We start from the raw sequence: 23,499 nt of genomic DNA on the forward strand, positions 1-23,499 counted from the left end.
GGATTGATGCGCGGCTTGGAGGTCATATTTGGCTGAGATTAGATAATGACGAACAATAAAATAGCTGATGAAAAGAGCCACGCTTCGCCGCGATTCTCGTCTGTTTTAACGCGCCTCCGGGGCGCTCCCGGGCGCCGGGCGATGCTGCTCGGGCTTATCTTCTCGATGTCTTTATCGGTGGCCTGTGGCTCAGATGAAGAGGAGAAATTTGACCCGATCGACGTGGTTGACGCGGGCGAGGGAGATACCGGTGAGGTGACCAAGGTCGAGCTTCCCGACGGCGTCGCGGTGCCCATCGACCTGAGCGAGTTTCTCGAGGGCGCCCCGACCGGCGAGGCGGGGACCCTGGGGGTCTACGAACTGAAAGAAGGCGATGACCGCCCGACCAATGAGATCGCCGAGTCGCGCCCCGGCGATTGGGTCCTCGAGAACGACCGGGTGAAGCTATTCGTCGAGGGGGCCAAGCGCGCCATGAGCCCGTGTCCCTACGGCGGCAATATCATCGACGCCCAGGTCAAAGGCGAGGGCGGCAACCTGAGCCTCGATAATACCGGCGAGATCTGCATGATGATCAACGTCGGCCAGACCTTCGCGCCGGAGCGCTTCGACGTCGTCCTCGACGGCGCCGACGGCGGCCCGGTCGTGCTCGCCGTCAGCGGTGAGCTGGAGCTGCTCGACTTCATCGACATCAAAACGATGGCCGACAGCTTCGCCCCGGGCATCCTCGATAAGGTCGCGATTGATCCCGACAATATCATGCCCAATAAGGTCACCCGCTACTTCATCCTGATGCCCGGCGAGAATAACGTCCGGGTGATCGAGGCGCTGCAAAATACCGGCGAGGAGCTGCGCCATATTATGTCCGGCCACCTGATGCGCGGCGGCGGGCATGGCAATTATTTCAACCCGATCAGCCGGCTCAACGGCTGGGGTTATACCTCGCTGGGCTTGAGCAATCTGTCGGGTGATCCGCTGCCCTTCGTGGCCTTTGCCGGCCCGACCGGCGGCTACGCCTATGTCCCCAAACCCGACCCCAACTTGATGCCAGAGGAAGGCGGTCTGCCGCGCGGCGGCGTGCAGGCAGCGGTCGCGGGCGTGAGCCTGTCGCTGCTTGGCCTGGAAGATGTCGCGGCGACTCTGTTGGCCAAAGAAGAGAAGTTGGCCCAGATGCCCGGGATCCTTCACCTTCAGCCCGGTGAGATCGGCCTGGTGGAGCATCGCGAGTATTTCGGCGGCGGCGCGCTCTCGTCGATCACCGACGACATTTATCCCTACCTGGCAGAGACCACCGGAACGCTTCAGGGCAAGGTCCTGGACAGCGAAGGGAGCGGAGTCGCAGGGGCCAAGGTCACCGCGATCAACGCCGGCGGTCAGGCGATGAGCCAGGCCGTCACCGACGCCGACGGGCGCTACTCGATGGTGCTCCCGGTCGATGATTATAGCGTGCGCGCACGCTTCGAGGCGCGCGTGAGCCTGGCCGACGCCAGCGCGACGGTCAGCGCCGACGCCAGCGCCGAGGCCGACGTTACCCTCAAAGATGGCGCGACCATAAGCATCTCCACGAAGACGCCCGGCGGCGCGGCCACCCCCGGGCGCGTGTCGCTCTTCTGCGAGGGACCGTGCCCCGATATGCCCACCTCGCTGGAAGAAGATATCACCTTCGACCCGCTGCCCGCGGGCTTCTCGCAGGTGCGCTGGACCGACGTCAACGGCAACGCCGAGCTTAAAGTGGCCGCCGGCCGCTACCGCGTCTCGGTCAGCCGCGGCATGGAGTGGTCGGTGTGGCCGACCAACGCGCCGGCCGACGGCGGCGAATTGGTCGAGGTTGCCGACGGTGAAGTGAAAACCCTGGCGGCCGAGATCGCCCACGTCGTCGACACCAGCGGCGTGATGAACGGCGACTTCCACGTGCACGGCATCACCTCGGCCGACAGCGTCGTGCGCCCCCAAAACCGCGTCCTCGGCTTTATGGGCGACGGCGTTGACGTCCTGGTCAGCACCGACCATGACTTCATCTTCGACTACGCGCCGACGGTCATCGAGTTGGGCGCCGAAGCCGAAATTGCCACGATGGTCGGCGTCGAGATTACGACCCCGAATATCGGTCACTTCAATAGCTTCCCGCTTATCCGGGACCCGGAGCACAGCCGCGGCGGCGCCCTCGATTGGGGCCCCGGCAATACCGGCTATAACCTGAAGCCCTCCGATATGTTCGCGTGGATGGACGCCCAGGGCGGCGGCGCCGAGCACCGCGTCAAGCAGATCAACCACCCAGATTGGACCATCCCGGCCCTCAAGGCCGACCTGTTGCGCGGGCACACCTACGCCTCGGCCGAGAGCCGTCGCATGGAGCCCAGCGACCCGGACCCGATCACCGGCGACACCGGTCTGTGGTCCGACGACTTCAACTCCTTCGAGGTCATGAACGGGCCGAGCATGCCCAAATATTGGACCGTGATGCGCTGGTGGCTCACGATGGTCAGCCGCGGCTTCGCCCCGACTGGCGTCGCGGTCACCGACACCCATATGCTCTACTCGGACCTCGGCGGCAGCCCGCGCACCTTCGTCTTCGTCGACCCGGCCCACGACACCGTGGCGACCTTCGACGAAGCGGTCTTTGCCAAGGCCATCACCGAGGGGCGCGCGATCGGCAGCAACGGCCCGTTCTTCCGCGTGGCGCTTGAGAATAGCGAGGGCGCGCGGGCGAGCATCGGCGACACCATCGAGAACGGCGACGGCGAGTTGACGGCCTATGTGACGGTCGACGTGCCGGAGTGGATGACGGTGGACACCATCGATATCTATACCAACCTGCCGGCCGAGGATATCGTCACCGCCCCGGGCCAGGAGAAGTCGACCCCGATTCCGCCGACCTCCTCGCACCCCATCGACTTCGAGCCGACCGACCTGGTCGAGGTCGCCAACGGCGCGCTGTCGCATAAACATTGGACCAAGACGGTCGAGATCCCGCTGACCATCAACGAGGACGCCTATGTCGTGGTGGTGGTCCGCGCCGAGGACGCTGACTCGAGCATGTGGCCGGTGATTCCGAAGGTCGGCTTGAAGCCCTACGCCTTCTCGAACCCGGTCTTCGTCGACGCCGATGGCGGCGGCTACGACAACCCCCCGCTCGCCGCGCTGGCCCAAACCCCGTCGCCGCACCTGCTCAATATCATCAGCCCGAACGACTTCGTGGGCGTGACGCTTACGCCCGAAGAGCAGTTGGGCCGGCTCTTCGAGGGGATGAGCCACAGTCACGATCATTAATCAGCAACGGCTGATGAACCGGTGATGACAAAACGCGGCGGTCGTTCTAAACGACCGCCGCGTTTTTAGATCTCTTAAGCTTAGGAATACCGATGCGTCTCCCCATTCTTTTGCTCGCGATGCTCTTCTTATTTTTGGCCGGATGCGCCAACGCGCCCGTCCCGGTGGACGGGGAGGGCGCGCGCTGTCCGCTGCCACGCAGCACGGACGGGATGTTCTGCTCGAATATCGTGCGCTACGCCCGCGACCCGGCCACCGGCGCCTGCTGCCGGTACCGCTCGCACTGCGCTTCGCCGGCCGGCTGGAAGACCTACGCGCGCAAAAGCGCGTGCGAGGAGGCGGGGAGCTCGGCCGAATAAGGCGTTAGCGGAAGCGCCCCACGCGCTTTCGAAACAGCCGGTCCAGCGACATCATCAGCTCGTCGCTGGGGTCAATCGAGTATTGCTCGGGCAGGCGCATCTCTAATTTTCCCTCGCCCAGCTCGTGGGTCATGCTGAAGACCAGGCTGGTGGGGATTTCGCCGCGGTACTCGGCGAAGAGGCGCTTGAGGTCTTTGAGCGAGTTATGCTTGAGGTCGTCGACGTCCAGGTCGACGCACAGGCGGTTGACCCGCTCGCGCCGGCTGTCGATGATCCGCTCGATCGACTCGGCGCGCACCTTCCAGGTCCGCGCCTCCCCGTCGCCATCTTCATGCAGCTTTCCGCGCACCAAAATGGGCTCGCCAGATTTGAGCGGCTCTTCGTATTCGGCGAAGCAGCGGCTAAAGACGATGACCTCGATCTGGCCGGTCTTATCTTCGAGCTGGGCGAAGGCCATGCGGCCGTTGCCGCTCTTGAGCGGGCGCTCGCGGTACTCGGTGATGACGCCGGCGACCACGATCTCATCGCGGCTCTGGGTCATCTTGCCGGAGCTGATCTCCTCGGTGGCGGTGATGCCGTAGAGGCTTAATTCGCCCTCAAAGCGGTCCAGCGGGTGCCCCGTGACGTAGAAGCCGAGCAGGGCCTTTTCGTTCTCCAGAAGCTCGCGGTCCGACCACGGCACGGCGTCGGGATAGTGGTCCTCCAGGACCTCCTCCTTGGCCGTCTCAGTCATCATCCCAAAGAGGCTCGACTGGCCGACCGCGGCGTCGTGCTGCTGCTGCTGGCCGCGGCTCACGGCGAGTTCGATGGCGTCGAACATCTGGGCGCGGCTGGTGCAGATATCCCCCAGAAAGCGCGACTCGCGCGGCCCCGGTCCGATGGAGTCAAACGCCCCGCAGCGCACCAGCGCCTCGATGGTTCGCTTATTTAGCTTCGATTGGTCGACCCGCGCGCAGAAGTCGTACAGGCTCTCAAACGGGCCGCCCTCATCGCGGGTGGCGATGATGGACTCGACCACGCCGCCGCCGACGCCTTTAATCGCGGCCAGTCCGAAGCGGATCTTGTCGTCGGTCACCGAGAAATCCAGATGCGACTCGTTGACGTCGGGCGGCAGCACCTCGATGCCCATGCCCTTCGCCTCGGTGATAAAGCGAACGATCTTGTCGGTATTATCGCGGTCGTTGGTCATCAACGCCGCCATAAACTCGACCGGGAAATGCGCCTTGAGATACGCCGTCTGATAGGTGATGAGCGCGTAGGCTGCGGAGTGAGAGTTGTGGACGATGATGCCGTCGGCCACAAAATTATGGTCGACGTCGACCGTCAGGTCATAGGTCGGCTGCTCGCCGCGCGGCTCAATCGAGACGACGCGATCCCAGAAGATGTCCGACGTGGCGGCGTTCCTTAAGTGCTCGGAGTCCAAAAATTCAGCGAGGCGAACAATTGTTTCGCGTCGAAACCCCTTCTTAGGTCCGGCGACTTTTCGCTGAAAATCTCTGCAACAAACACCCGATTGAGCGTCGAGTTCGCGCCAGGTCAGTTTTGCGTCTTTGCGCGCTTTGTCGACGAGGTGGCGGACTTCAAAAGGAATAGTGTCTTTGCTGGTTCCACTCTGCGACTTCGCCAAATAGTCGCGAAGGCTCCCGACGGTATCCTGACGTCCGATAATATGCGGTCCGACAATCTCAACAAAGCGCTCGCGGCTACCTGTACCCACGAGATGAACCGTATATCCAGCGCGCTCTCCGCCGCGGTATTTGAATTGTTTTTCATGGGTTCCACTGACGATTCCCAGCCGCAACAATAGAGTCTGCACGTCCTGGGCGAGCCGCGACGAGGAGGTCGCGTAATACGGCTGGAATTGCGTTTTGTTGCAAATAAAGCCGTCTCCAGCCCACAAACGGCCCAGAAATAATGCAATATTGTCGTCGCAAAGCTCAAAGACTCCTCTTGGAACGGCCTTTTCAGTCGCCGTTTTTCCCAGAATGTCGAGGTCGCGAGCCCAATGATAGGCGCCCGAAAAGCGCCCTGCGTCGCTGGCGGCTTCCGGTGCATCCGCAGCATTCCAGGGTGTTTGTCCAGGCTTAGAACGCGTGTCTCGGCCGGTCGAGAGCACAACCTCCATGCGCGCGTCTTCACGCTTATCGAGGCGCGCGATGGTGTTCGGGAAGTTGTCGCTGGCCGCGATGAAATCGTCGATGAGCGCCTGAGAATTGTTGAAGAAATACAGGCAAGATGGGTGTGTCGTGCTCCCCTCTGCGATCAATCCCGCCAGGACGATCAGCTCATGCTCCGGCCAACTTGCGGTCGTCGTGACGGGGAGCGTGCGCGGGATCGCGATGCGCGCGTTGGCGGGCAGATCTTCGAGATTCACCCAACCATCATAGGTTAAAAAGGGATGATTGCCGGTCGCCGTGATCGTCTTTCCTTGAGCGGTACGAAGCTCAAAAACCGGCTTGATTCCGTTGAAGACAACATCAGTAACGTCGCGGCTACGCAAACGGCGCGCGTCGTCGACCGCGTGAATACGCCAGGGGCGGCGGTTGTTGAAAAGGGCTTCGACCGATATTTGCTCACCTGTCTCGGCGTGCGTGATCTCGGTGTCCCCCACGACACATTTGTTGAACCCGTAGCCGGCGAAATACGCCATCAGGTCGAAGATCTCGGCGGCCTTGTCGGCGTCGACCTCGTTTTTGATCGCGCCGTCGACAAAGAGCTTCTTTTGCTGCTCCATGACCGACGCTTTTTTCTTGCCCATCGCGCGCCGGAGAATATCGGCGCCGCCCAGCGAGTAGCCGGCCACCGTCCGCGCGGTCTGCATGACCTGCTCCTGGTAGACCATGACGCCGTAGGTCGGCTTGAGCACGTCTTCGAGCCAGGGATGCGGGTATTCGACCTTTTTTCGGCCGTGTTTTCGGTCGATGAAGTCATCGACCATGCCCGAGCCCAGCGGGCCGGGGCGGTACAGCGCCACCGACGCGACGATATCCTCGAAGGTATTGGGCTTGAGCTTTTTCAACAGCTCCTGGAAGCCCGAGGACTCCAATTGGAACACGCCGGTGGTATTACCCGACGAGATCAGGTCGAAGATCGCCGGGTCATCCATCGGGATGGCGTCGATATCAAAGGGCTCGCCTGGGGTCTGCAGCTCGACCTTAAGCGGCTTCGAGTTGATGATCTTGAGCGCCGTGTCGATGACCGTGAGGGTCTTAAGCCCCAAAAAGTCGAATTTGACCAGCCCGGCTTCCTCGACCTCTTCTTTGGCGAATTGGGTCACCTTCTCGCCGTCGGAGCCGCGCGAAATCGGCACATATTCCCACAGCGGGCGCTCCGAGATGACCACGCCCGCGGCGTGAATGCCCGCCTGGCGGTTCAGGTTCTCCAGCGCCAGCGCGATGTCAAAGAGCGCGTCGACCAGCGGGTCCTCGGCGCGCATATCCCGAAGCCTCGACTCCTGCTCGAGCGCCTCGGACAGCGAGATGCCGATCTGGTCGGGGATAAGCTTCGACATCTTGTCGGCTTCGCCGTAATTAAAGTTCAGCGCGCGCGCCACGTCGCGCACCACGGCCTTGGCCTTGAGCTGGCCGTAGGTGATGATCTGGCCGACGTTATCCGCCCCATATTTATGGTGCACATACTCGATGACCTCGCCGCGCCGATTCATGCAGAAGTCGATGTCGAAGTCCGGCATCGACACGCGCTCCGGGTTCAAAAAACGCTCGAAGAGCAGGTCGTAGGGCATCGGGTCGATGTCGGTGATCTCGAGTGAATACGCGACCAGACTACCGGCACCGGAACCACGCCCCGGGCCGACCGGGATGCTCTGCTCCTTGGCCCAGCGGATAAAGTCCCACACGATGAGGAAATACCCCGGGAAGTCCATCTGCCGGATGATGCCGATCTCCTCGGCCAGCCGGTCGAGATAGACCTGGCGGTCGTACTCCAGGCCGAGGCGGTCGAAGTCGGCAAAACGCGCGTTCAGGCCCTCCCGCGAGACATGCTCGAAATACTCGTGAATCCCGTCCTTATAGTCGGTGATATTATTGGCCTGAATAAACTCCTCAGGCACCCCATATTGGGGCAAAAATATCTCGCCGAGCGGGATCTCAAGGTCGCACATGTCCGCGATTTTTAAGGTGTTATCGCAGGCCTCGGGCACGTGGGCGAAGACCTCGCGCATCTCGTCGGCGCTGCGGATATAGTGCTGGTCGACCCCGTGCTCCATCAGCCGCTCAAGGTCGACCTTTTTGCCCAATTGGATGGCCATCAGCACGCCGTGGGCGCGCGCGTCCTCGCGCTCCATATAGTGGCAGTCGTTGGTCGCCACCAGCGGGATGCCCAACTCCCGGCTAAACTCGATGAGCTGGTCGTTGCACTTTTGCTGCTCGGGGAAGGCGTTGTCGATAAGCTCCAGATAATAATGTTCGGGGCCGAATATCTCCAAATATTCCTGGGCGATCTTGCGTGCATCTGCGACGTCGCCGCGCAAGATCGACTGGTTCACCTCGCCGCCCAGATCCCCCGACAGACAGATCAACCCCTCCGAATACTCGGCCAGAAGCTTGCGGTCGATCCGCGGCACCCCCGAGCGCTCATGAAACCCCTTCATCCACCCCATCGAGTTCAAATACATCAGGTTTTTATACCCCTGATGATTCTTGGCCAGGATGGTCACGTGGTAGCTCTTGGCGTCCATGGAGGTCTCGTAATCCTCCTTGGTCAGGTAGAGCTCACACCCGATGATCGACTTAAGCCCCGCCTTTTTGGCCGCCTTCTGAAAATCCACCGCCCCATACATATTGCCGTGGTCGGTCATCGCCACCGCGTCCATGCCGAGCTCTTTGACCCGCGCCATCAGGTCGGGGATCTTAATCGCCCCGTCCAAAAGGCTATATTGAGTGTGCACGTGTAGATGTACGAAGTCGGCCATGATGTGGTGTGTGGTGCGAGGGTCGTGGGTGGGCAAATACGTTGCGGGCGCACCGTAGTTTATCCGGCTAAAAAGGTCCATTGGGACCTTGGGGTTGGGCGTCGCGATCCGCCGCGATTCGCGGGTGCGTTACTCGCGCCGCGGGCTCCCTACGCCACGCTTCGGTCACCGCGCGGCTACAAGGCCTGCGCAACCCACGGACGTAGCGAAGCGGAGTCCGGATTGGTAGCCGTGGGTGAGTCCCTGTAATTCCCAATGATTACGGATGGTTGGAGGTTGTTGAGATGCCTGCGGTCGTCGCGCGGCAAGGAGCCCTCGGGAGGTCATCGCGCGGCCTCGCCTACCTCAGGCGCCTCGAGCGTCTGGGCGGCGTTTCGCCGATCGCCGATCCGGAGCTTGAGGGCGCGCCGATCTAAGGCAGCAGTTTTGAGCCGCTATAAACGGTCGTCGACCGTTCGCGCGTGGCTCCGTCAGCCAAAATACACCCACCACGACCGTCTGCGCAGGCTCGCCGAGCCTCCCCAGGCGGTCGTGGTGGGTTTGGGGAGGGTCGGCGAGCCGGATCTGGGGGGCGTCGACCGTTTGTAGAGGGTCGCCGAGCCAGATCGGACGCTCCCCGACCGTCCGCGTAGCCTCGCGACCCTAAAACTCCCTCACTCCCCGAAATTTATCCGTCTCCCATCGCTCCAACACCTCCTTCGCCGCCTCCCAATCCGGCATCAGCTCACCCAAAACCTGCCAGAACGCCGGGTCGTGGTGGCGGTGGCGCAGGTGGGCGACCTCGTGGGCGCAGACGTATTCCAGCGCGACTCGGGGGGCCTGGATGAGGCGCCAGTGGATGCGCAGGACGCCGTCTTTGCCGCAGGTGCCCCACATATCCTGGTAGTCGGCGAGCGCGACCGGGGTGTCGGCGAGTTCGGGGGCGAGGCGCGCGGCGTAGCGGGCGCAGAAATGGCGGGCGTCTTTGAGCGCCCGGGCGCGCAGCCAGGCGTTAAACGCGTGGCGCAGCGCGGCGCGCCGGCGCGCGGGGCTTAAGCCGCGGGGCACCTCGACGTGGAAGCGGCTGGGGCAGCGGATCGTGACCTTGTCGACGTCGGCCTCGGTGATCTCGAGCATCAGGTTTCGGCCGCGGTACATCAGCTTGGCGCCGCGCTCCCAGCTTTGCGGGAGGGCGTCGCGGCGCGCCTCGCCGCGCTGCAGCTCCCGAAACGCCTGGTAGATGGCGCGGCGTTTTTTGAGCAGAAACGCCTCGACGCTGCCCGGGCCGTCGGGCGGCGTGTTTTGGGGGGCGATGACGAGGACCTCGGCGGGGGTGAGCTCCACGCGCTTTTGGGTGGCGCGCGGGCTTCGGCGCACCCTATACGGGATCACCGTGTCGCCGACCTTTAACGCGCCGGTTTCTGGCATTTGAGGGGGTGGGCTCATGATTTGGGGTAATGCTTGAGGGCGAAGGTCTCGATCTTTTCGGGCAGCCCCTGCCAGGGCGCGACCTTGCGGCGCACCAGCATATGGCGCACCTGCTGGCGCAGGTTCTGGCGCACGGAGTCCTTGTCTTGCCAGCGGACCGGGGCGTGGTCGTCGGATTGGTAGAGGGCGGCGATATCCTCGGCCAGCGCCTCGAGCGCGCTCAAACTCTCGGCGCGGTCGCTGCCCTCGGCGAACGCCTGCTTATATGGGTCGGACGGGGCGTCGTCGGGGGCGTCGCCTTCGTCCTCCTTGTTGGGCACGTTGGCCTTGAGGATCGACCAGATCCCGTAGGCGCGCGGGCCCAGCCGCGAGCCCTGGTGGGCGGCGTCCTCGGCCTGCAGGTCGCGGGCGACCTCCTCTAAGGCGTCGAGCTTGTCGGCGGCGTCGAAGAGGCCGAGCTGGAACGAGGCGATAAGCTCCTTAAGCCGTTCGCTAAACGTCGCGTAGCGCTCGGCGTTCTCGCCCATTTTTTCGCCGATGATCTTTTTGAGCTCGGCGGTCTTTCGCACCGCGGCGGTCTCCAGATCCCGGGCGTCGGCTTCGTCGCTCTCGTCGAAATCCTTATAAAAATCAGGGTCGCTCAACGGGCGCATGCGACACAGCTCGCGGATCCCGGTGACCTCGAGGTGCTCGGTGAGCATCTGGCGGATCTTGGCGCTATAATGGGCCATGCTCAGGTCGGGCTCCTCTTGCTCCCACTGCAATTTACCCACCGGGATCATGGCCGTGACCAGCTTGAGGTCGGGGGCAAAGGGGATGACCGCCGGGTCGGGCATCAGCGCGCTATAGAGGGCGATAAAGGGCTTGGCCTCGGCGCAGAAATCGTAATAGCGGTCGACGCCGCCCAGGGCGAGCACCGCCTCGCGGGCGTCGTGGCGCACCGAGGGGTCGACGAACGCCATGACCTTGCGGTGGGCGTCGCGCAGGTCGTCGAGCAGCGCCGACTCGGGGCGCATCGCGTTTTGGACGTCGTCGGCGCGGTAGGCCGAGAGGGCCTCTTGCAGGTTCTGGGAGACGCCAAAATAGTCGACGATCAGCCCGTAGGGTTTGTCGCGAAAGCGGCGGTTGGTGCGGGTGATGGCCTGAAGCAGGTTATGGTCCCGCAGCGATTTATCGAGGTACATCGCCTGCTCCACCGGGGCGTCGAAGCCGGTCAAAAGTTTGTCGCAGACGATGAGGAAGTAGAGCTCGCTCTCGGGGTCGCGAAAGCGCTGGATGGCGTCTTTTTGCTCGGCCTCGCTCAACTGAAAGCGCAGCACCCCGCGCACGCTCTCATCCTCCAGCACCTCGCCGGCATCATTGGCGTTGGCCGAGTAGATGGCGGCGCTGTGGGTCGTGGCGCGCTGGCGAGCGTCGGATTCGGAGAGGCCTTTTTGCTCGACGTACCAGCGGGCGATGACCGCATCGAGGGCCTTTTTATGCTCGGCGACAGCGCGGCGGTCGACGGTGACGATCTGGGCTTTGTAGCCGTCGGGGTGGATGTGGGCGCGGAAGTGCTGCCAGATATCGGCGGCGATCTGCGCAATGCGGGAGGGGAGGCGCGCCAGATCGCTGCGGGTGACGCCGCGTTCTTTGAGTTTGCGGCGCGTCTCGTCGTCTTCGGCGGCGAAGTAGCGCTCAAAAGCCGCGTCGATTTCGGCGTCTTCCAGATGCCAGTCGGTGAGGCGCGCGGTGTAGAGCACCTTGACCGTGGCCCCGTCGCGCACGGCCTCGTCGATGCCATACTTATCTAAATAGCCTTCGCCGGGGGCGCCAAAGTTGGCGTAGGTGTCTTTGTCGTTCTTTTTGACGGGCGTGCCGGTGAAGCCGAAGAAAAAGGCGTCGGGGAAGGTCGCGCGAAGGTAAGCGCCCAAGAGCTCTTCCTGGGTGCGGTGGCATTCGTCGACCAGCAAGATCCAGTTTGCGCTCTGGGGTGCGGCGAGCTCGGCCATGGCGGCCTGGCGCTCGCGCATGCTGCCGGATTCGAAGCGGGGGTCCTCGCCATCGAACTTAAAGATCGTGGAGGTGATCACGCGCCCCGGACTCTCTTGCTCAATCAGCGCCCGTAGCTCGCCAGTGGAGCGCGCGTGTTTGGGGTTGGGCAGCCCGCAGGCCCGAAAGGTGCCGGTGATCTGGGCGTCGAGGTCTTTGCGGTCGGTCACCACCAGGATATTGGGGTTTTTGAGGCGCGCATGCTCAATGCCCCGGTGGAACTTGAGCTTGAGGGCGGCGAATACCATCGTGAGCGACTTGCCCGAGCCCTGGGTATGCCAGATCAGCCCCTTGCGGTGTTCGCCGTCGATGACGCGCTCGACCATCTTGTTGACGGCGCGGAGCTGCTGGTAGCGGCAGATCTTTTTGACGACCTTCTGGCCCGAGGCGTCGCGCTCAAAGACGATGAAATGGGCGATGAGATCGAGCAGGCGCGCGGGCGTCAGAAGCTCGGTGAAGCCGCGTTCCATGGCCTGGGTTTTGGCGAATGCGTTGCCGGGAAAGGTGGATTCCGGCCAGTCGAACCAGTATTGGAGCGGCGAGTGGGTGGCGGCGTAGCGCATGAGCGCGCCGGTGGTCACGATATTGAAGGCGTTGGGCGCAAAGAGGGCGTCGACGTGGGTCTCGTAGCGGCGGATCTGCGCGATGCCTTTCTCCAGGCCGCCGGTGAGGTCTTTGGCCTCGATCACCACCAGCGGGATGCCGTTGACGAAGACCACGAGGTCGGCCTCAATCACCTTGCCGCCCCCCTTCACATAAAACTGCCGGGTGACCCCCCAGGTGTTGTTCTCCAACGCGTCGAAATCCAGGAGCTTGATCGTCGTCGAGGTCGACTCGCCAGACACCTTTTTGGACGCCTGCCCCCGCAGGCGCTTAAACCACGCCTCGTTATCGCTCAACCCCGCGAGCTCATTATAAACGCTTAGCGCCGTCTCCCGCGGGACGTGGTTGATGCGCATCAGCGCGTCGACGAGCGTGTCTTTCAACAAGACCCGCTCAAGGCTCTCCCGTTGCGCGTTCACTTCGGCGGCGCTCAGCTCGGTGTAGCCCAGCGTTTCGAGGAATCGCAGGCCCGGGATTTCGACGGCGCTTTCTTCGCTCATAGCTGGATCACTCGGCCTGGGCCTCGGCGGGAGCCTCGGCGTTTAAGAGGGCTGGGAGGTCGAGGGTGTTGACGCGGACCTTTCCGGTGAGGAGGTCTTGGAGGAGACCCTTTTTAAGTTGATAATATTGTGTAAGGGAATTGTTGTTTTGTCTGATACTGTTTTTGATGGAGGAAATTTGATCTGCAATTTTTATTTGTTCGTTTTTTGGTGGTATTGGCACAAGGCAATTCTCAATCTCCGACTTGCTAATATGTGGGAGGTCCATTCCTTTCTGTGTTTTTTGTAAATACCCTTGGACGAACTTTGATTCGGCTAAAAGCCCAACAAAGTCGAGTAGGATTTCATTTGAAATAGGTAGGAAACGGCCTACACGTTGTAATAATAATGCAGGTAAGTCATTTTTTTGAATCTGAGCAGTTTTAAATCCATCGTTTATAAATGGTCGATCCATGCCGATTACGACATCACCGTCTTTTAGCAGATATTGTCTAAATTCATCCCGCCGTGTAGTTGGAAAAAAACATGTGTTGCCCTCAGACCAGTTTATTGTCCCTACACCCACGTTGGACCCACGGAGCAACCTATCACCTTGTTGAGAAAACTCGTTGCTTTTAAAAGGATAACCTGTTTGGAACGGAGCAACTTCGCCTAACTTATATACTTTCCACGACCTCGGAATCTCCCCGATCGCCGTCTTCTTGAACTCGGTGTGGCCGATGCCCCGGGTCAGCAGTTCCTGGAGGAGCCCCCTCTTGACCGTGCGGGTCTGCTCGATGACCGCCTCGGTGGCCTCGATGGCCTCGTCGACGCTGGAGAGGATGGCGGCGATTTTCTTTTGTTCGGGGAGGGGGGGAACATTTACATGGTGAAACTTTAACTCTGAACGACGAATATGACGCATCGTCGAACCGTGTGATGCATCAGCAAGAGCGTCGATTGAATTTTCAAGCACAAATTTCAAGAAATGATGATCTACGCTTGGCTTTGGGACCACTTTGAAAAGGTGCTGATTTAATATTGCAGGGCCGCCATTCCAAAACGTAACCATCAATGTCGCCGACCATGAAAATATCAAGTCGCCGTTTTGAAGTAAGTTCTTTTCGTTTACATCGTCGCCAGAATAGAAGTCATAATCAGGCGAAGTCCCAGTGAGTTGTCCAATTCTCACAACTGGCAGGCCTTTCGTCTCTAAGTCAGCGGGTTTAAAAGCTCTGCCATTATGATAATAAGCTAAGTTGACGAGGGGTAAGTTTTTCCAACCTTCCGGTACCTTATTCACCATAACCCAACTCCTCCAGATACGCGTTCATCTGAGCTTCGGCCGCATCTCGCTTTGCCGTCAATTCCCGCAGCTTCTTCACTTCGGCGTCGACGTCGATGGGGGGCGGGGGCGGGTCGGTTTGGACGTAGCGGGAGAGGTTGAGGTTGTAGTCGTTGTCGGCGATTTCGCTCATCTCGACGACCCTGGCGAGGAGTTCTTGGTCCTCGTACTCGTGGACGGCGGAGGAGAGGCGAGCGACGTGGTCGTCGGTGAGGTAGTTCTGGGTTTTGTCTTCGGCGATGTGTTTCTCGCCATTGACGATGAGCACCTTCTCGCGGCGCTCGGGGGCTTTGTTCTTGTTGATGACGACGATCGCGGCGGGGATGCCGGTGCCATAGAACAAGTTATTGCCGAGGCCGATGACGGCCTCGATGAGGTCGGCCTGGAGGAGTTTGGTGCGGATTTTACCCTCGCGACCGCCGCGGAAGAGCACGCCGTGGGGGACGACGACGGCCATGCGTCCGGTGGGTTTGAGGCTGGCGACCATATGCTGGATGAAGGCGAAATCGCCGTAGCTTTTGGGCGGCACGCCGTAGACGTCGCGGCCGAAGGGGTCGCCGTTTTTCCAGACCTTATTGCCCCAGTTTTTCAGCGAGAAGGGCGGGTTGGCGAGCACCATATCGAATTGCTGGAGGGTGCCGTCGGGGTTGAGGAGTTTGGGGTCGAGCAGGGTGTCGCCGCGCATAATTTTGGCGTCGTCGATATCGTGCAGCAGCAGCGACATCTTGCCGATGGCCCAGGTGTTGAGGTTCTTTTCCTGGCCGTAGAGCGAGAGGGATTTGGGGTTCTGGCCCTGCTCGAGCAGGTATTTCCAGCAGACGAGCAGCATGCCGCCGGCGCCACACGCGGGGTCGTAAATGGTCATGCCCGGCTCAGGCCGCAGAATCTCCACCATCAAACGCACGACCTGCTTCGGCGTATAAAACTCGCCGCCCTTCTTGCCGGCGTCGTCGGCGAATTGCGCGATCAGGTACTCGTAGGCGTCGCCGAGCATATTGGCGTCGACGCGCTTGTTGGTCAGGGGGCCGAGCTCTTCGAAATGCACCATCAGCGCTTCGATCAGCGCGTCGGGAAAGCGCTCTTTATTGGCAAAGTCGACGTCGGCGAACACGCCCTTGACCCGCGGGCTCGCGTCCTCAATGGCCCGAAACGCCACGTTGAGGCGCTCGCCGATATCCACCGAGCTCTCGCGAATGTCTTTCCAGTGGCTGCCCGGCGGCACATGAAAGCGGTGCTCCTCGGGCATGCTGGCGAGTGTTTTGTCGCCGAATTCGGCGATGCGCTGGTCGTACTCCTCCTGCCAGACGTCGCAGAGCCGCTTATAGAAGAGCAGCCCGAAGATGTAGTGCTTGTAGTCGGCCGCATCGATGGAGCCGCGCAGGATGTCGGCGGATTTCCACAGGTGGCGCTCCAACTCGGGGAGGGTGAGGGTGTCGCTCATCAATAAATCCTTAGAAAATAGCGTTTTGGCGTGGTGCGCTTGGGGTGATCGAATTTACACTTGGTTTTGTAGCATAGGGGGCGGGTTGGTTGTAAGGCGTTATTTGATCGGATGTGGGGGATTGGGTGCGCGTTTCAATACGTGACGCGTTGCCATCACGAGGCCCCCCCACTGTCGCTTCGCGACATCTCCCCCGAGGGGGAGAGATGCCCTGGGTTTCGCTGAGGCGTTTCTGGTTCGCGGTGGACTGTGTTTGGGGACGCTTCGGGTTGGCGGAGGCTTTCGACGCGCGACGCGTCGGACAGCGAGGCGCGTTGAGAGAGCTTTGCGAGACAGAAGGGGGGGCGCCGATTTGGCAAGAGATTACGTTATCGCGCTCATAATGCCCATTTCCCCACAAACCCACCCAAACACCCTTCACGCATCCGCCATTGATTGCTATCGTGCAAACTCTCTCAAAAAGAGCAATAAGTCGGAGCGTTGGGGCCCGGTGAAGTAGCAGGGCTTGTCATTTTTCTATGGACGAAGAATCAAGGAGCATGGCTATGCAGACTGGACTATTTCACCTGTTGAATATGCGTCAGATGCCCACGGGGCGTCGGGTTTTTGTGATGCGAAAGATTCGCGCGGCGGCCGAGTCGCTGGGGGCGACCGAGATCGTCGACCGCTGCGACGAGGCGTTGGCCTGGGACGCTCAAACGATGGATATGGAGTTGGCGTATCTGTCCGACAAGGGTCAGGAGAGCCGCGCGCGCGGGGAGGCGCAGCGCTTCGACCAGCAGATCGACGCGCGGCTGGCGGCGATGGCGGCGATCGCCCAGGCGAGCACGGTGGGGGAGGCGGGCGACCCGGTGGTGGAGGCGGCGCATCGGTTTATGGCGGAGGTCTTCCCGCTCGGCGTCGCGGCGCTCACCCAGCTCAGCTTCGAGGAGCAGCTCGCCGCGGTGGACCGGCTCCTGGGCCGCTTCGTGGCGCCCGGCGACCTGGCCGCGGCGGTCGACCAATTGGGGCTTCGCCGCTATGTGACCCACCTGGGGCCGCTGGTCGCGCGCTTTCGCCAGGAGTTAGAGGCCGAGAGCGTCGCGCGGGTGACCTTCGACAAGCTCGAGAGCGCGCGCGCCCGAGGCCGCGACTTGCTCGCCGGGGTCGTCTTTTTGGCGGCGGCCACCTATTATAGGCGCACCCCGGACGACACCGCCGCGCGCAACGCGCTGCTCCACGAACTCTACCGCCAGGACGCGCTTCTGGGCGAGGCGTTTCGGCGCGGGCGAAAGGTCGTTGATATCGACCCGGAGACCGGCCTTGTGCAGCCGGTGGGCGACGCCCCGCCGATCGCCGAGCCGGAGTTGGAGGGCGCGCCGATCTAAGGCCGCAGTTTTGAGCCAGCGCAAACGGTCGTCGACCGTTTGCGCGTGGCTCCGTCAGCCAAAACACACCCACCACGACCGTCTGCAGAGGCTCGCTGAGCCTCCCCAGGCGGTCGTGGTGCGTTTGGGGAGGCTCGGCGAGATGGATCTGGGGGGCGTCGACGGTTTGTGGAGGTTCGGCGAACTGGAAGAGGCGGTCGGTGACCGATTCGTGACGCGCTCTATTCCACATCCACACCCTCGCCCACCTCAGGCGCCTCGAGGGCCTGCGCCTGGGCCTCAGCGGCCGTGGCGCCCTCGGTCTGCATGCGGATATAGCTGACCGCGCCGTCCAAGAACATCTGCACCGACAGCGCCACCAGGAGCATGCCCATCAGGCGGGCCAGGGCGGTGAGCATGCTGGGGCTGAGGCGGTGGGACAGGCGCACCGCGCCCATCAGGATGACCGCGCCGGCGCTCCACGCCAGCACCAGCGCCACGCTCCAGTCGACCTGGCGCCCCGGGTGGCTATTGGCCAGCAGCATCACTGTCGCGATGGTCGAGGGCCCGGCGATCAGCGGGATCGCCAGCGGCACGATAAACGGCTCGCCGCCGGCGTCGTCGCCGAACATGCCCTGATCGCTGGGGAAGATCATGCGAATCCCGATGATAAATAGGATGATCCCGCCGGCCATGCTCACCGTCTCGGTCTTGATATGCAGCAGATCCAGAATGAAATGCCCGCCGAATAAAAAGACCACCAGCACCGCCAGCGCGATCAACTGCTCGCGCATCAAAATCACCGGCCAACGCTCGCGCTCGACGTCCTTTAAGAGGCTCAACGAGATCGGCACATTGCCGATGGGGTCCATGACCAAAAAGAGTAGAAGCGCTGCGGATAATGTGCTCATGCGGGGCTCTCGGAGGGGAAGAGGCGGGCCGAAGTCAGGCCCAGAAGTGACGCGTTTATCGGGGGAATAGTATCGCCGCCAACGGCCGGGGGGACCCCGGCGGCGGCCGCTCTTATGATGCTTTTGGCGAGGCGTCAAATGGAAGGTTTAGGCGTCGTTTTTTGGGCGCGCCGCGCGGCGAGGATCGCAGGAGATACGACGCCTCGCCCACGGAAGTAGAGGAGTGGGGGAGAGGGTTTATGCGGCCGAATAATCCGGGTTAGACGCGGACCGCCGAGTGGGCGGATAGCTGGCTTTGTCGCGCGGCGCTGGCCAGCGGGTCGGGCGCCGGTTGGGGCTGATCCGTCGCCTGCTCCTTTTGATATGCCGTGCGCAATTGGGCGCCGATTGTGCCCCCTTCGTATTCGGGCGGGGCGTAAATGGTCGTTCGGGTGGTGGTACCGTCTGAGAAGTGAAATCCCAGAGCGTTCACAGAAAATTGGTCGACCGTCTCCAGCACCACCTCTGGGCCGCCCGATTCAATGAGGCCCTCGATATTTGAGTAGTTTTTCTGCAGGTCTTGGGCGCTCAACTCTCCCGAGGACAGCTTTTTTGACAGGTCATCCACACTCATACCAATGGCCTTGGCGAGCTTGCCGACGTCGGGGATGACCAGTGAATTGCTGGCTTTGAGCGTGGAGCGGCCAACCTGCAGGTCCATCTGAACCGCGATTTCGGCGCGTATGGGGCTGAGTTGGCCTTCGGGGGCAAAGAGCGACGCCGAGATCGACGGCTCCGCGAGCAGCGTCAGCTTCGCGGTGGGGCCGTAGACTTTCTTCAAATCGGTGACCAGCGTGTTGGGGACGACATCCAGGAGCGCGTCGATGGCCGGGGCGCCGGTCGACGGGTCGTTTAGATACGCCTCGCTGAGCTCATCGCCCAGCTGGATGCCGCCGGAATCGATGCCGATCTTTGCTTTGATGGTCGCGGTCACGCCGTGGTGCATTTGACCGTCGATGGACATATATCTAGCCTCGATATCCGCCCCGGCGTTGAATTTGCCGCTGAAAGCATCCAGATCAACCGCCGCGCCCCGTCCGAGGGCGCCGCTGACCAATGTAACCCCTGTTAGATCTTTGAGTCTCAGTAGATCTGCGATAGTTCCGTTGGAAGCGGCCACCAATAATGCGGCGTTATAGGCGGCATTGGGGCCGCTAACCTCTAGGGTCGTCTTCCCCTGCAGGCTGGCGACAAAGTTGCCCGAGAACCCGAGTGCCTGCAATTTCTCACCCACCCCGATGCCTCCGCTGCGCGAAAGGTCGAATGAAACCTGGTAGGTCTCGGGGCCCGTGCGCGCGACGCTGGTCTGAAATGCCTGGCCGACTTCGCCACCAACCCCGGAGTGAAACTCCAGGTTTAGCCCGGTGCTGGTATCCGCCGTCTCATTGACCGACAGGCGCTCAAGTCGGGCCGAGATATCCTGCGCGGTGGGCGTGCGCGTGAGCGCCTGGCGCTGGGCGGGGTTATTCGCCAATTGCTCGGCGACGCGCGTGCTCGATTTGACGCCAGCGGCCACCTGCAGCCAGGCCGCGCGGCAGGCCTTGGCCTGAAGGCCGCCCGCCATCGGGGGCATTATTGATAAATACGCGTCGGCGATCTCACTGGTGAGCGCACTCGTGACCAGGTCCGCCGCGTCGTCGATCACTTCCCGGTGCGCGGTCACAAACTCCACGGCGACTTTTGTGACTTGATCTCGCAGCTCATCGCTCTCCGCTGTGTCGCGATCGACGGCCTCTATTACGGCATCGAGCGCGTAGTCGGCGACGCCCGATGCGACGTCACCGGCCAGGTCGACGGCGCCATCAAGGACCTCCAACGCGAAGTCAGCTAGGACCTCCTCGGGATATTGCTCGATGACCTTATCGAGGCTCTCGGCGAACTCGACCTTTATTTCTTCGGCGGCGAGAAAGACCTCCTTGGCCGCGCCGAGGATGTCGGCGGGGACCTCGGCGATTTTATGCAGGTCCTCGACCGCCTGGTTTACCTCGTCGCGCACCTCTTTGACCGCGGCTTTGGTGGTCTTGTCCACCGCTTCATGGATGCCCCGTTGCACCGAGTCGACCGTCGTTGAAATCTCTTCGGCGGCGCCGTGCACGACCTGCTCGACCGACTTCGCCGCGTCGTTGACCACCTCGTTGACCGCGCCGCCGACGATCTTTGCGGCGTCACCGGCCGCTCGACCCGCCGCGCCGGTCATCTCATTCCAGAAAGTGCCCGCCACGTCGCCCAATTGGTCCAGCGCGTCGCCATCCTGCGCAGTGTCCGGCCCGGGCTTTTGGGGCGTTTGGGGGGCGGTGTTCGCGCATGCATCTGGTTCTTCGCCGATGCCGAAAAATCCGGAGATTGCGTCCGCCGCCTGATCAAAGGAACTCTGCCCGCCATCGACCTTATTGCTCATCGTTCTTCCTTTTTTATATTGGTGAAGTGCTCCCCTCGCCGAACGACACACGGAGGACTGATATAAAGGTTTTCGACAGAACCGATGATTTTGTTGCGAGATGTGGACGAATTGTTTTTTTAAGGAGCTAGAAAATCGTGGCTAACTGGTTGAATTTTATTAGCAATTATGCAGGTTGATCGTTCGCCGGTTTTTCAGGGTTTATCGCCCAGCCCTGTTCTGGCCGGCCAGGTGGGGCCGCCCGGGGGGGAGGACGTGTCTGGAGTTGGAGCCAAACACTAATCGCGACTTGAAAAGCAATCCCTACTGGTCCACTATGATATGGTCGAATCCACATCCACCCAGGACCCCATGAATACCCGCGCGAACCCGCTGAAAAGTCTGAGATTAATCGCCCCATTGGCGGCCATCGTTGTGCTCTGCGCCACCTGGTGTGCCTGGGCCGGGGCGCCGGCGCAGTCGGCGAGTGACGTGCCGCTGGTCGAGGCGGTGGCGCTGAGCTCGAACGATTGGATCGTCGAGGCGCCGCGGGCGCGGGCGTTGATCGCCCAGGGGTCGGTGACGGTCTTGGATTCGCGGGGGAAGGTCCAGTGGCTCAAGGGCCATGTGCCGGGGGCGCAGCGCGTGAGCTGGGACGACTTTACACGGGCCGACAAGCGCGAGACGCGCGGCATCTTGAAGAGCGCGGGGGAGCTGACTCAGGCGCTGCAGGCGTTGGGCGTATCGGCGTCGCGACCGGTGTTGGTGGTCGGCAATCCGCCCGATAATTGGGGCGAGGACGGGCGAATCGTGTGGATGCTCCGGACGCTGGGGCACCCGAAGGTCGCGATGGTCGACGGGGGGCAGAAGGCGCTGGAGAAGGCGGGGCTTAAGGCGGTGCATTCGCCGGGCGCCGAGGACGCGAAGAAGGGGGATTTTGTGGCGAAAAAGCCGAATCACCTCAATATCGACCGCCAGGCGCTTAAGGCGCGGCTGGGGCAGGCGGATTTCGTGGCGCTCGACACGCGCGAGGCGCGGGAATTCGCCGGGAAGACGCCGTATGGGGAGTCGCGCGGCGGGCATGTCGCCGGGGCGAAGCATCTGCATTATGAGGAACTCTTTGCCGCCGACGGCCGCCTGCTGCCCCCCGCCACCATCAAAGCCAAGCTCGCCAAATTGGGCATTGAGCCCACCACCGAGGTCGCGGCCTATTGCACCGGCGGGGTGCGCTCGGCCTGGATGGTCGTGATCTTGCAGCACCTTGGGTACGCCAACGCGCGCAACTACGCCGGGTCGATGTGGGAGTGGTCGGCCCAGGACGCCGCCGAATATCCGCTGCACAAATAATATTCGCGGGCTGCCGGGATTTGGGCCCGGCGGCGCGCGCACACAAAAATGCCGGGCGCGTGTATTTTATCGCGCCCGGCGCTTCTCTGGGCGCGGTTTTGGGGCGCAAGTCGACCTCAGAAGGGGTTCGGAAATCCGTCAAGCCTCAAAACCATGCTTGCATCAAATCGCCTCTCAGTTCTAAGTTATCCCGGCATCAATAAGTAGGATGCTCGCGTGGCGGTTTGAGGTTGAGCCGCCGCGGCGGGGAGTGAATATACAGATGTGTTCTTGATGGATTTTGCCGGGAGGTTGGGCGTGGTATCAAAGGGATCGAAAGTTTCAAATATAGATCGAATGGGGACTCAAACCTCGTCCGATGATTCTGTAGATGCCCGCGCATCGCGTACGACGCGAGGCGTAGAACGCGCCCCAGTCCCACGGTCTCATAACGTGCGAATTGGCGGTCAACGCCTTTCGATTCGCACCACCCATGAGGCCGCGTTTGTCGAGAGTCTTGCAGATCATATCGATCAAAAAGTCTCCGAATTGCAGAAGATGGCACCGTCTGCGCCGCTCTCCAAATTATTAATGCTGGCAAGTATGACCGTGGCGGAGGAGTTATTCGACGCCCGGCAAGAAATAGATCGTTTAAGAGACGAAATTACCGAGTGTACCGGCACCATGTTCAGTCTGTTGGACCAGGCTTCGAGCCAGGAATAAGGCTCGTGCAGGGTTAAAACAGGCCCGGCGCTCTTCCTTTTTATAAAAGAAAACGGTTTTATCGAAAGCGATTTTTACGCATAAATGAGGCTTAACGAGTGGGTTGTCCGTCGCGTCGTTTCGGCGTGAAAGGGCGACTCCTCTGCCTGCGTATCTCTCAAAACAATCTTTTCGCACTGCCTGCCAGCGCCGATTCGTCGCCAATTGTCGGGTGATGTGGGAGCAATACCCGCAGCGCCCGTGTGTCGTATATATGGGCAGACTCATGGCCGGACAGCTTGCGTCCACCACGGAAAAAAAAGCGCTACGCGCCGCGTACTTGACGCGCCGCGACGCGCAAAACGCCGACGAGTGCCGTCAGCGATCTGCAAAGATCTGTCAGCGCTTGGGCGAAGTGGAGCCGATTCAGGCAGCTCATAGCATCGCGGGTTACGCCGCGATGCGAAACGAGGCCGACCTGTCGGCCTATTTGCGCGCGCGCCTGGCGAGCGATATTTGGCTGTATTTTCCGCGCGTTGCCGACGGCAATACGCTTGATTTTGTGCGCGTGAAGCGCCTCGACACCTTGGTGCCCGGGGCGTTTGACATTTTAGAGCCCGTCGGGCCGCCCACACCGAAATCTGAGATCGACGTTTTCTTAATCCCTGGGGTCGCGTTTGACCGGCAGGGAGGTCGGCTTGGTTTTGGGGGCGGCTTTTATGATCGTGCGCTCGAATCGATAAAAAAATTACCTGATTCAACCCGAGCCTCGGCTCCGCTATTGGTGGGCATTTGCTACCAATGGCAACTTGTCGACGGGAAGATCCCCGTCGAATCCTATGACATCACAATGGACATGATCGTGACCGAGGAGCAGCTCATTATGTGCTCCGACGCGCGCTTCATACCGCCCGGTTCTTGAGGATGGCAGCATTC

13 protein-coding genes and 1 pseudogene are annotated in these 23,499 nt (G+C 61.5%); 6 read left to right on the top strand and 8 right to left on the bottom strand.

The window, feature by feature from the left end; genetic code table 11:
• Positions 1–141 precede the first annotated feature (141 nt).
• Both DN745_RS03820 and DN745_RS03825 read left to right on the top strand, forming a co-directional pair.
• The gene (locus tag DN745_RS03820) at positions 142–3,267 is read left to right on the top strand and encodes a CehA/McbA family metallohydrolase (RefSeq protein ID WP_111332340.1); all 3,126 of its coding nucleotides are present in this window, start codon (positions 142–144) and stop codon (positions 3,265–3,267) included.
• A gap of 92 nt (positions 3,268–3,359) precedes the next feature.
• A complete protein-coding gene (locus DN745_RS03825; protein WP_111332342.1) occupies positions 3,360–3,626 on the top strand; it encodes a hypothetical protein in 267 nt (88 codons plus the stop codon).
• A gap of 4 nt (positions 3,627–3,630) precedes the next feature.
• Here the strand turns inward: DN745_RS03825 and DN745_RS20175 are convergent, their stop codons facing one another.
• The 6 genes and pseudogenes from DN745_RS20175 to DN745_RS03850 form a co-directional block, all read right to left on the bottom strand.
• The gene (locus DN745_RS20175; RefSeq protein WP_420836583.1) at positions 3,631–6,237 is read right to left on the bottom strand and encodes a helix-hairpin-helix domain-containing protein; all 2,607 of its coding nucleotides are present in this window, start codon (positions 6,235–6,237) and stop codon (positions 3,631–3,633) included.
• Positions 6,238–6,243: 6 nt separating this feature from the next.
• Positions 6,244–8,637: pseudogene (dnaE, locus tag DN745_RS20180) on the bottom strand (DNA polymerase III subunit alpha); the annotation flags it as partial.
• 561 nt (positions 8,638–9,198) lie between these two features.
• Positions 9,199–9,981, bottom strand: a complete 783-nt coding sequence (locus DN745_RS03835) for a M48 family metallopeptidase (protein ID WP_111332346.1) — start codon at positions 9,979–9,981, stop codon at positions 9,199–9,201.
• Positions 9,978–13,097 carry a type I restriction endonuclease subunit R gene (locus tag DN745_RS03840; RefSeq protein ID WP_111332348.1) on the bottom strand — a complete coding sequence of 1,040 codons (3,120 nt, stop codon included), beginning with the start codon at positions 13,095–13,097 and terminating at the stop codon, positions 9,978–9,980. Before DN745_RS03840 ends, DN745_RS03835 begins: the two co-directional genes overlap by 4 nt.
• 7 nt (positions 13,098–13,104) lie before the next feature.
• Complete coding sequence (locus DN745_RS03845) at positions 13,105–14,382, bottom strand: restriction endonuclease subunit S (protein WP_111332350.1); 1,278 nt, start codon at positions 14,380–14,382, stop codon at positions 13,105–13,107.
• Complete coding sequence (locus tag DN745_RS03850) at positions 14,372–15,862, bottom strand: type I restriction-modification system subunit M (RefSeq protein ID WP_111332352.1); 1,491 nt, start codon at positions 15,860–15,862, stop codon at positions 14,372–14,374. The genes DN745_RS03845 and DN745_RS03850 overlap by 11 nt, the downstream gene beginning before the upstream one ends.
• A 545-nt stretch (positions 15,863–16,407) precedes the next feature.
• Here DN745_RS03850 and DN745_RS19180 point away from each other — a divergent pair.
• Positions 16,408–17,229, top strand: a complete 822-nt coding sequence (locus DN745_RS19180; RefSeq protein ID WP_162687435.1) for a hypothetical protein — start codon at positions 16,408–16,410, stop codon at positions 17,227–17,229.
• Positions 17,230–17,450: 221 nt separating this feature from the next.
• Here the strand turns inward: DN745_RS19180 and DN745_RS03860 are convergent, their stop codons facing one another.
• Positions 17,451–18,119 carry a MarC family protein gene (locus DN745_RS03860; protein ID WP_111332354.1) on the bottom strand — a complete coding sequence of 223 codons (669 nt, stop codon included), beginning with the start codon at positions 18,117–18,119 and terminating at the stop codon, positions 17,451–17,453.
• A gap of 259 nt (positions 18,120–18,378) precedes the next feature.
• On the bottom strand, positions 18,379–20,556 hold the full coding sequence (locus DN745_RS03865) for a hypothetical protein (RefSeq protein ID WP_111332356.1): 2,178 nt from the start codon (positions 20,554–20,556) through the stop codon (positions 18,379–18,381).
• Positions 20,557–20,877: 321 nt separating this feature from the next.
• Between DN745_RS03865 and DN745_RS03870 the strand changes: the two genes are divergently transcribed.
• The 3 genes from DN745_RS03870 (at position 20,878) to DN745_RS03880 (ending at position 23,485) form a co-directional block, all read left to right on the top strand.
• Positions 20,878–21,882, top strand: a complete 1,005-nt coding sequence (locus DN745_RS03870; RefSeq protein WP_204355082.1) for a sulfurtransferase — start codon at positions 20,878–20,880, stop codon at positions 21,880–21,882.
• 273 nt (positions 21,883–22,155) lie between these two features.
• Positions 22,156–22,584, top strand: coding sequence for a cell division protein ZapA (locus DN745_RS03875; RefSeq protein WP_239497583.1), 429 nt, complete (start codon positions 22,156–22,158; stop codon positions 22,582–22,584).
• A 265-nt stretch (positions 22,585–22,849) separates the two neighbouring features.
• Positions 22,850–23,485, top strand: coding sequence for a 5-formyltetrahydrofolate cyclo-ligase (locus DN745_RS03880; RefSeq protein ID WP_162687436.1), 636 nt, complete (start codon positions 22,850–22,852; stop codon positions 23,483–23,485).
• The last annotated feature ends 14 nt before the right edge of the window (positions 23,486–23,499 follow it).

It is taken from the genome of Bradymonas sediminis, assembly GCF_003258315.1.
In the GTDB taxonomy this organism is placed as follows: domain Bacteria; phylum Myxococcota_A; class Bradymonadia; order Bradymonadales; family Bradymonadaceae; genus Bradymonas; species Bradymonas sediminis.

Excerpts from the sequence above, each read along its gene's own strand:
- DN745_RS03820 (WP_111332340.1), top strand. The coding sequence starts at position 142 with ATGCTGCTCGGGCTTATCTTCTCGATGTCTTTATCGGTGGCCTGTGGC.
- DN745_RS03825 (WP_111332342.1), top strand. The coding sequence starts at position 3,360 with ATGCGTCTCCCCATTCTTTTGCTCGCGATGCTCTTCTTATTTTTGGCC.
- DN745_RS03835 (WP_111332346.1), bottom strand. The coding sequence starts at position 9,981 with ATGAGCCCACCCCCTCAAATGCCAGAAACCGGCGCGTTAAAGGTCGGC.
- DN745_RS03840 (WP_111332348.1), bottom strand. The coding sequence starts at position 13,097 with ATGAGCGAAGAAAGCGCCGTCGAAATCCCGGGCCTGCGATTCCTCGAA.
- DN745_RS03845 (WP_111332350.1), bottom strand. The coding sequence starts at position 14,382 with ATGGTGAATAAGGTACCGGAAGGTTGGAAAAACTTACCCCTCGTCAAC.
- DN745_RS03850 (WP_111332352.1), bottom strand. The coding sequence starts at position 15,862 with ATGAGCGACACCCTCACCCTCCCCGAGTTGGAGCGCCACCTGTGGAAA.
- DN745_RS19180 (WP_162687435.1), top strand. The coding sequence starts at position 16,408 with ATGCAGACTGGACTATTTCACCTGTTGAATATGCGTCAGATGCCCACG.
- DN745_RS03860 (WP_111332354.1), bottom strand. The coding sequence starts at position 18,119 with ATGAGCACATTATCCGCAGCGCTTCTACTCTTTTTGGTCATGGACCCC.
- DN745_RS03865 (WP_111332356.1), bottom strand. The coding sequence starts at position 20,556 with ATGAGCAATAAGGTCGATGGCGGGCAGAGTTCCTTTGATCAGGCGGCG.
- DN745_RS03870 (WP_204355082.1), top strand. The coding sequence starts at position 20,878 with ATGGTCGAATCCACATCCACCCAGGACCCCATGAATACCCGCGCGAAC.
- DN745_RS03875 (WP_239497583.1), top strand. The coding sequence starts at position 22,156 with ATGGATTTTGCCGGGAGGTTGGGCGTGGTATCAAAGGGATCGAAAGTT.
- DN745_RS03880 (WP_162687436.1), top strand. The coding sequence starts at position 22,850 with ATGGCCGGACAGCTTGCGTCCACCACGGAAAAAAAAGCGCTACGCGCC.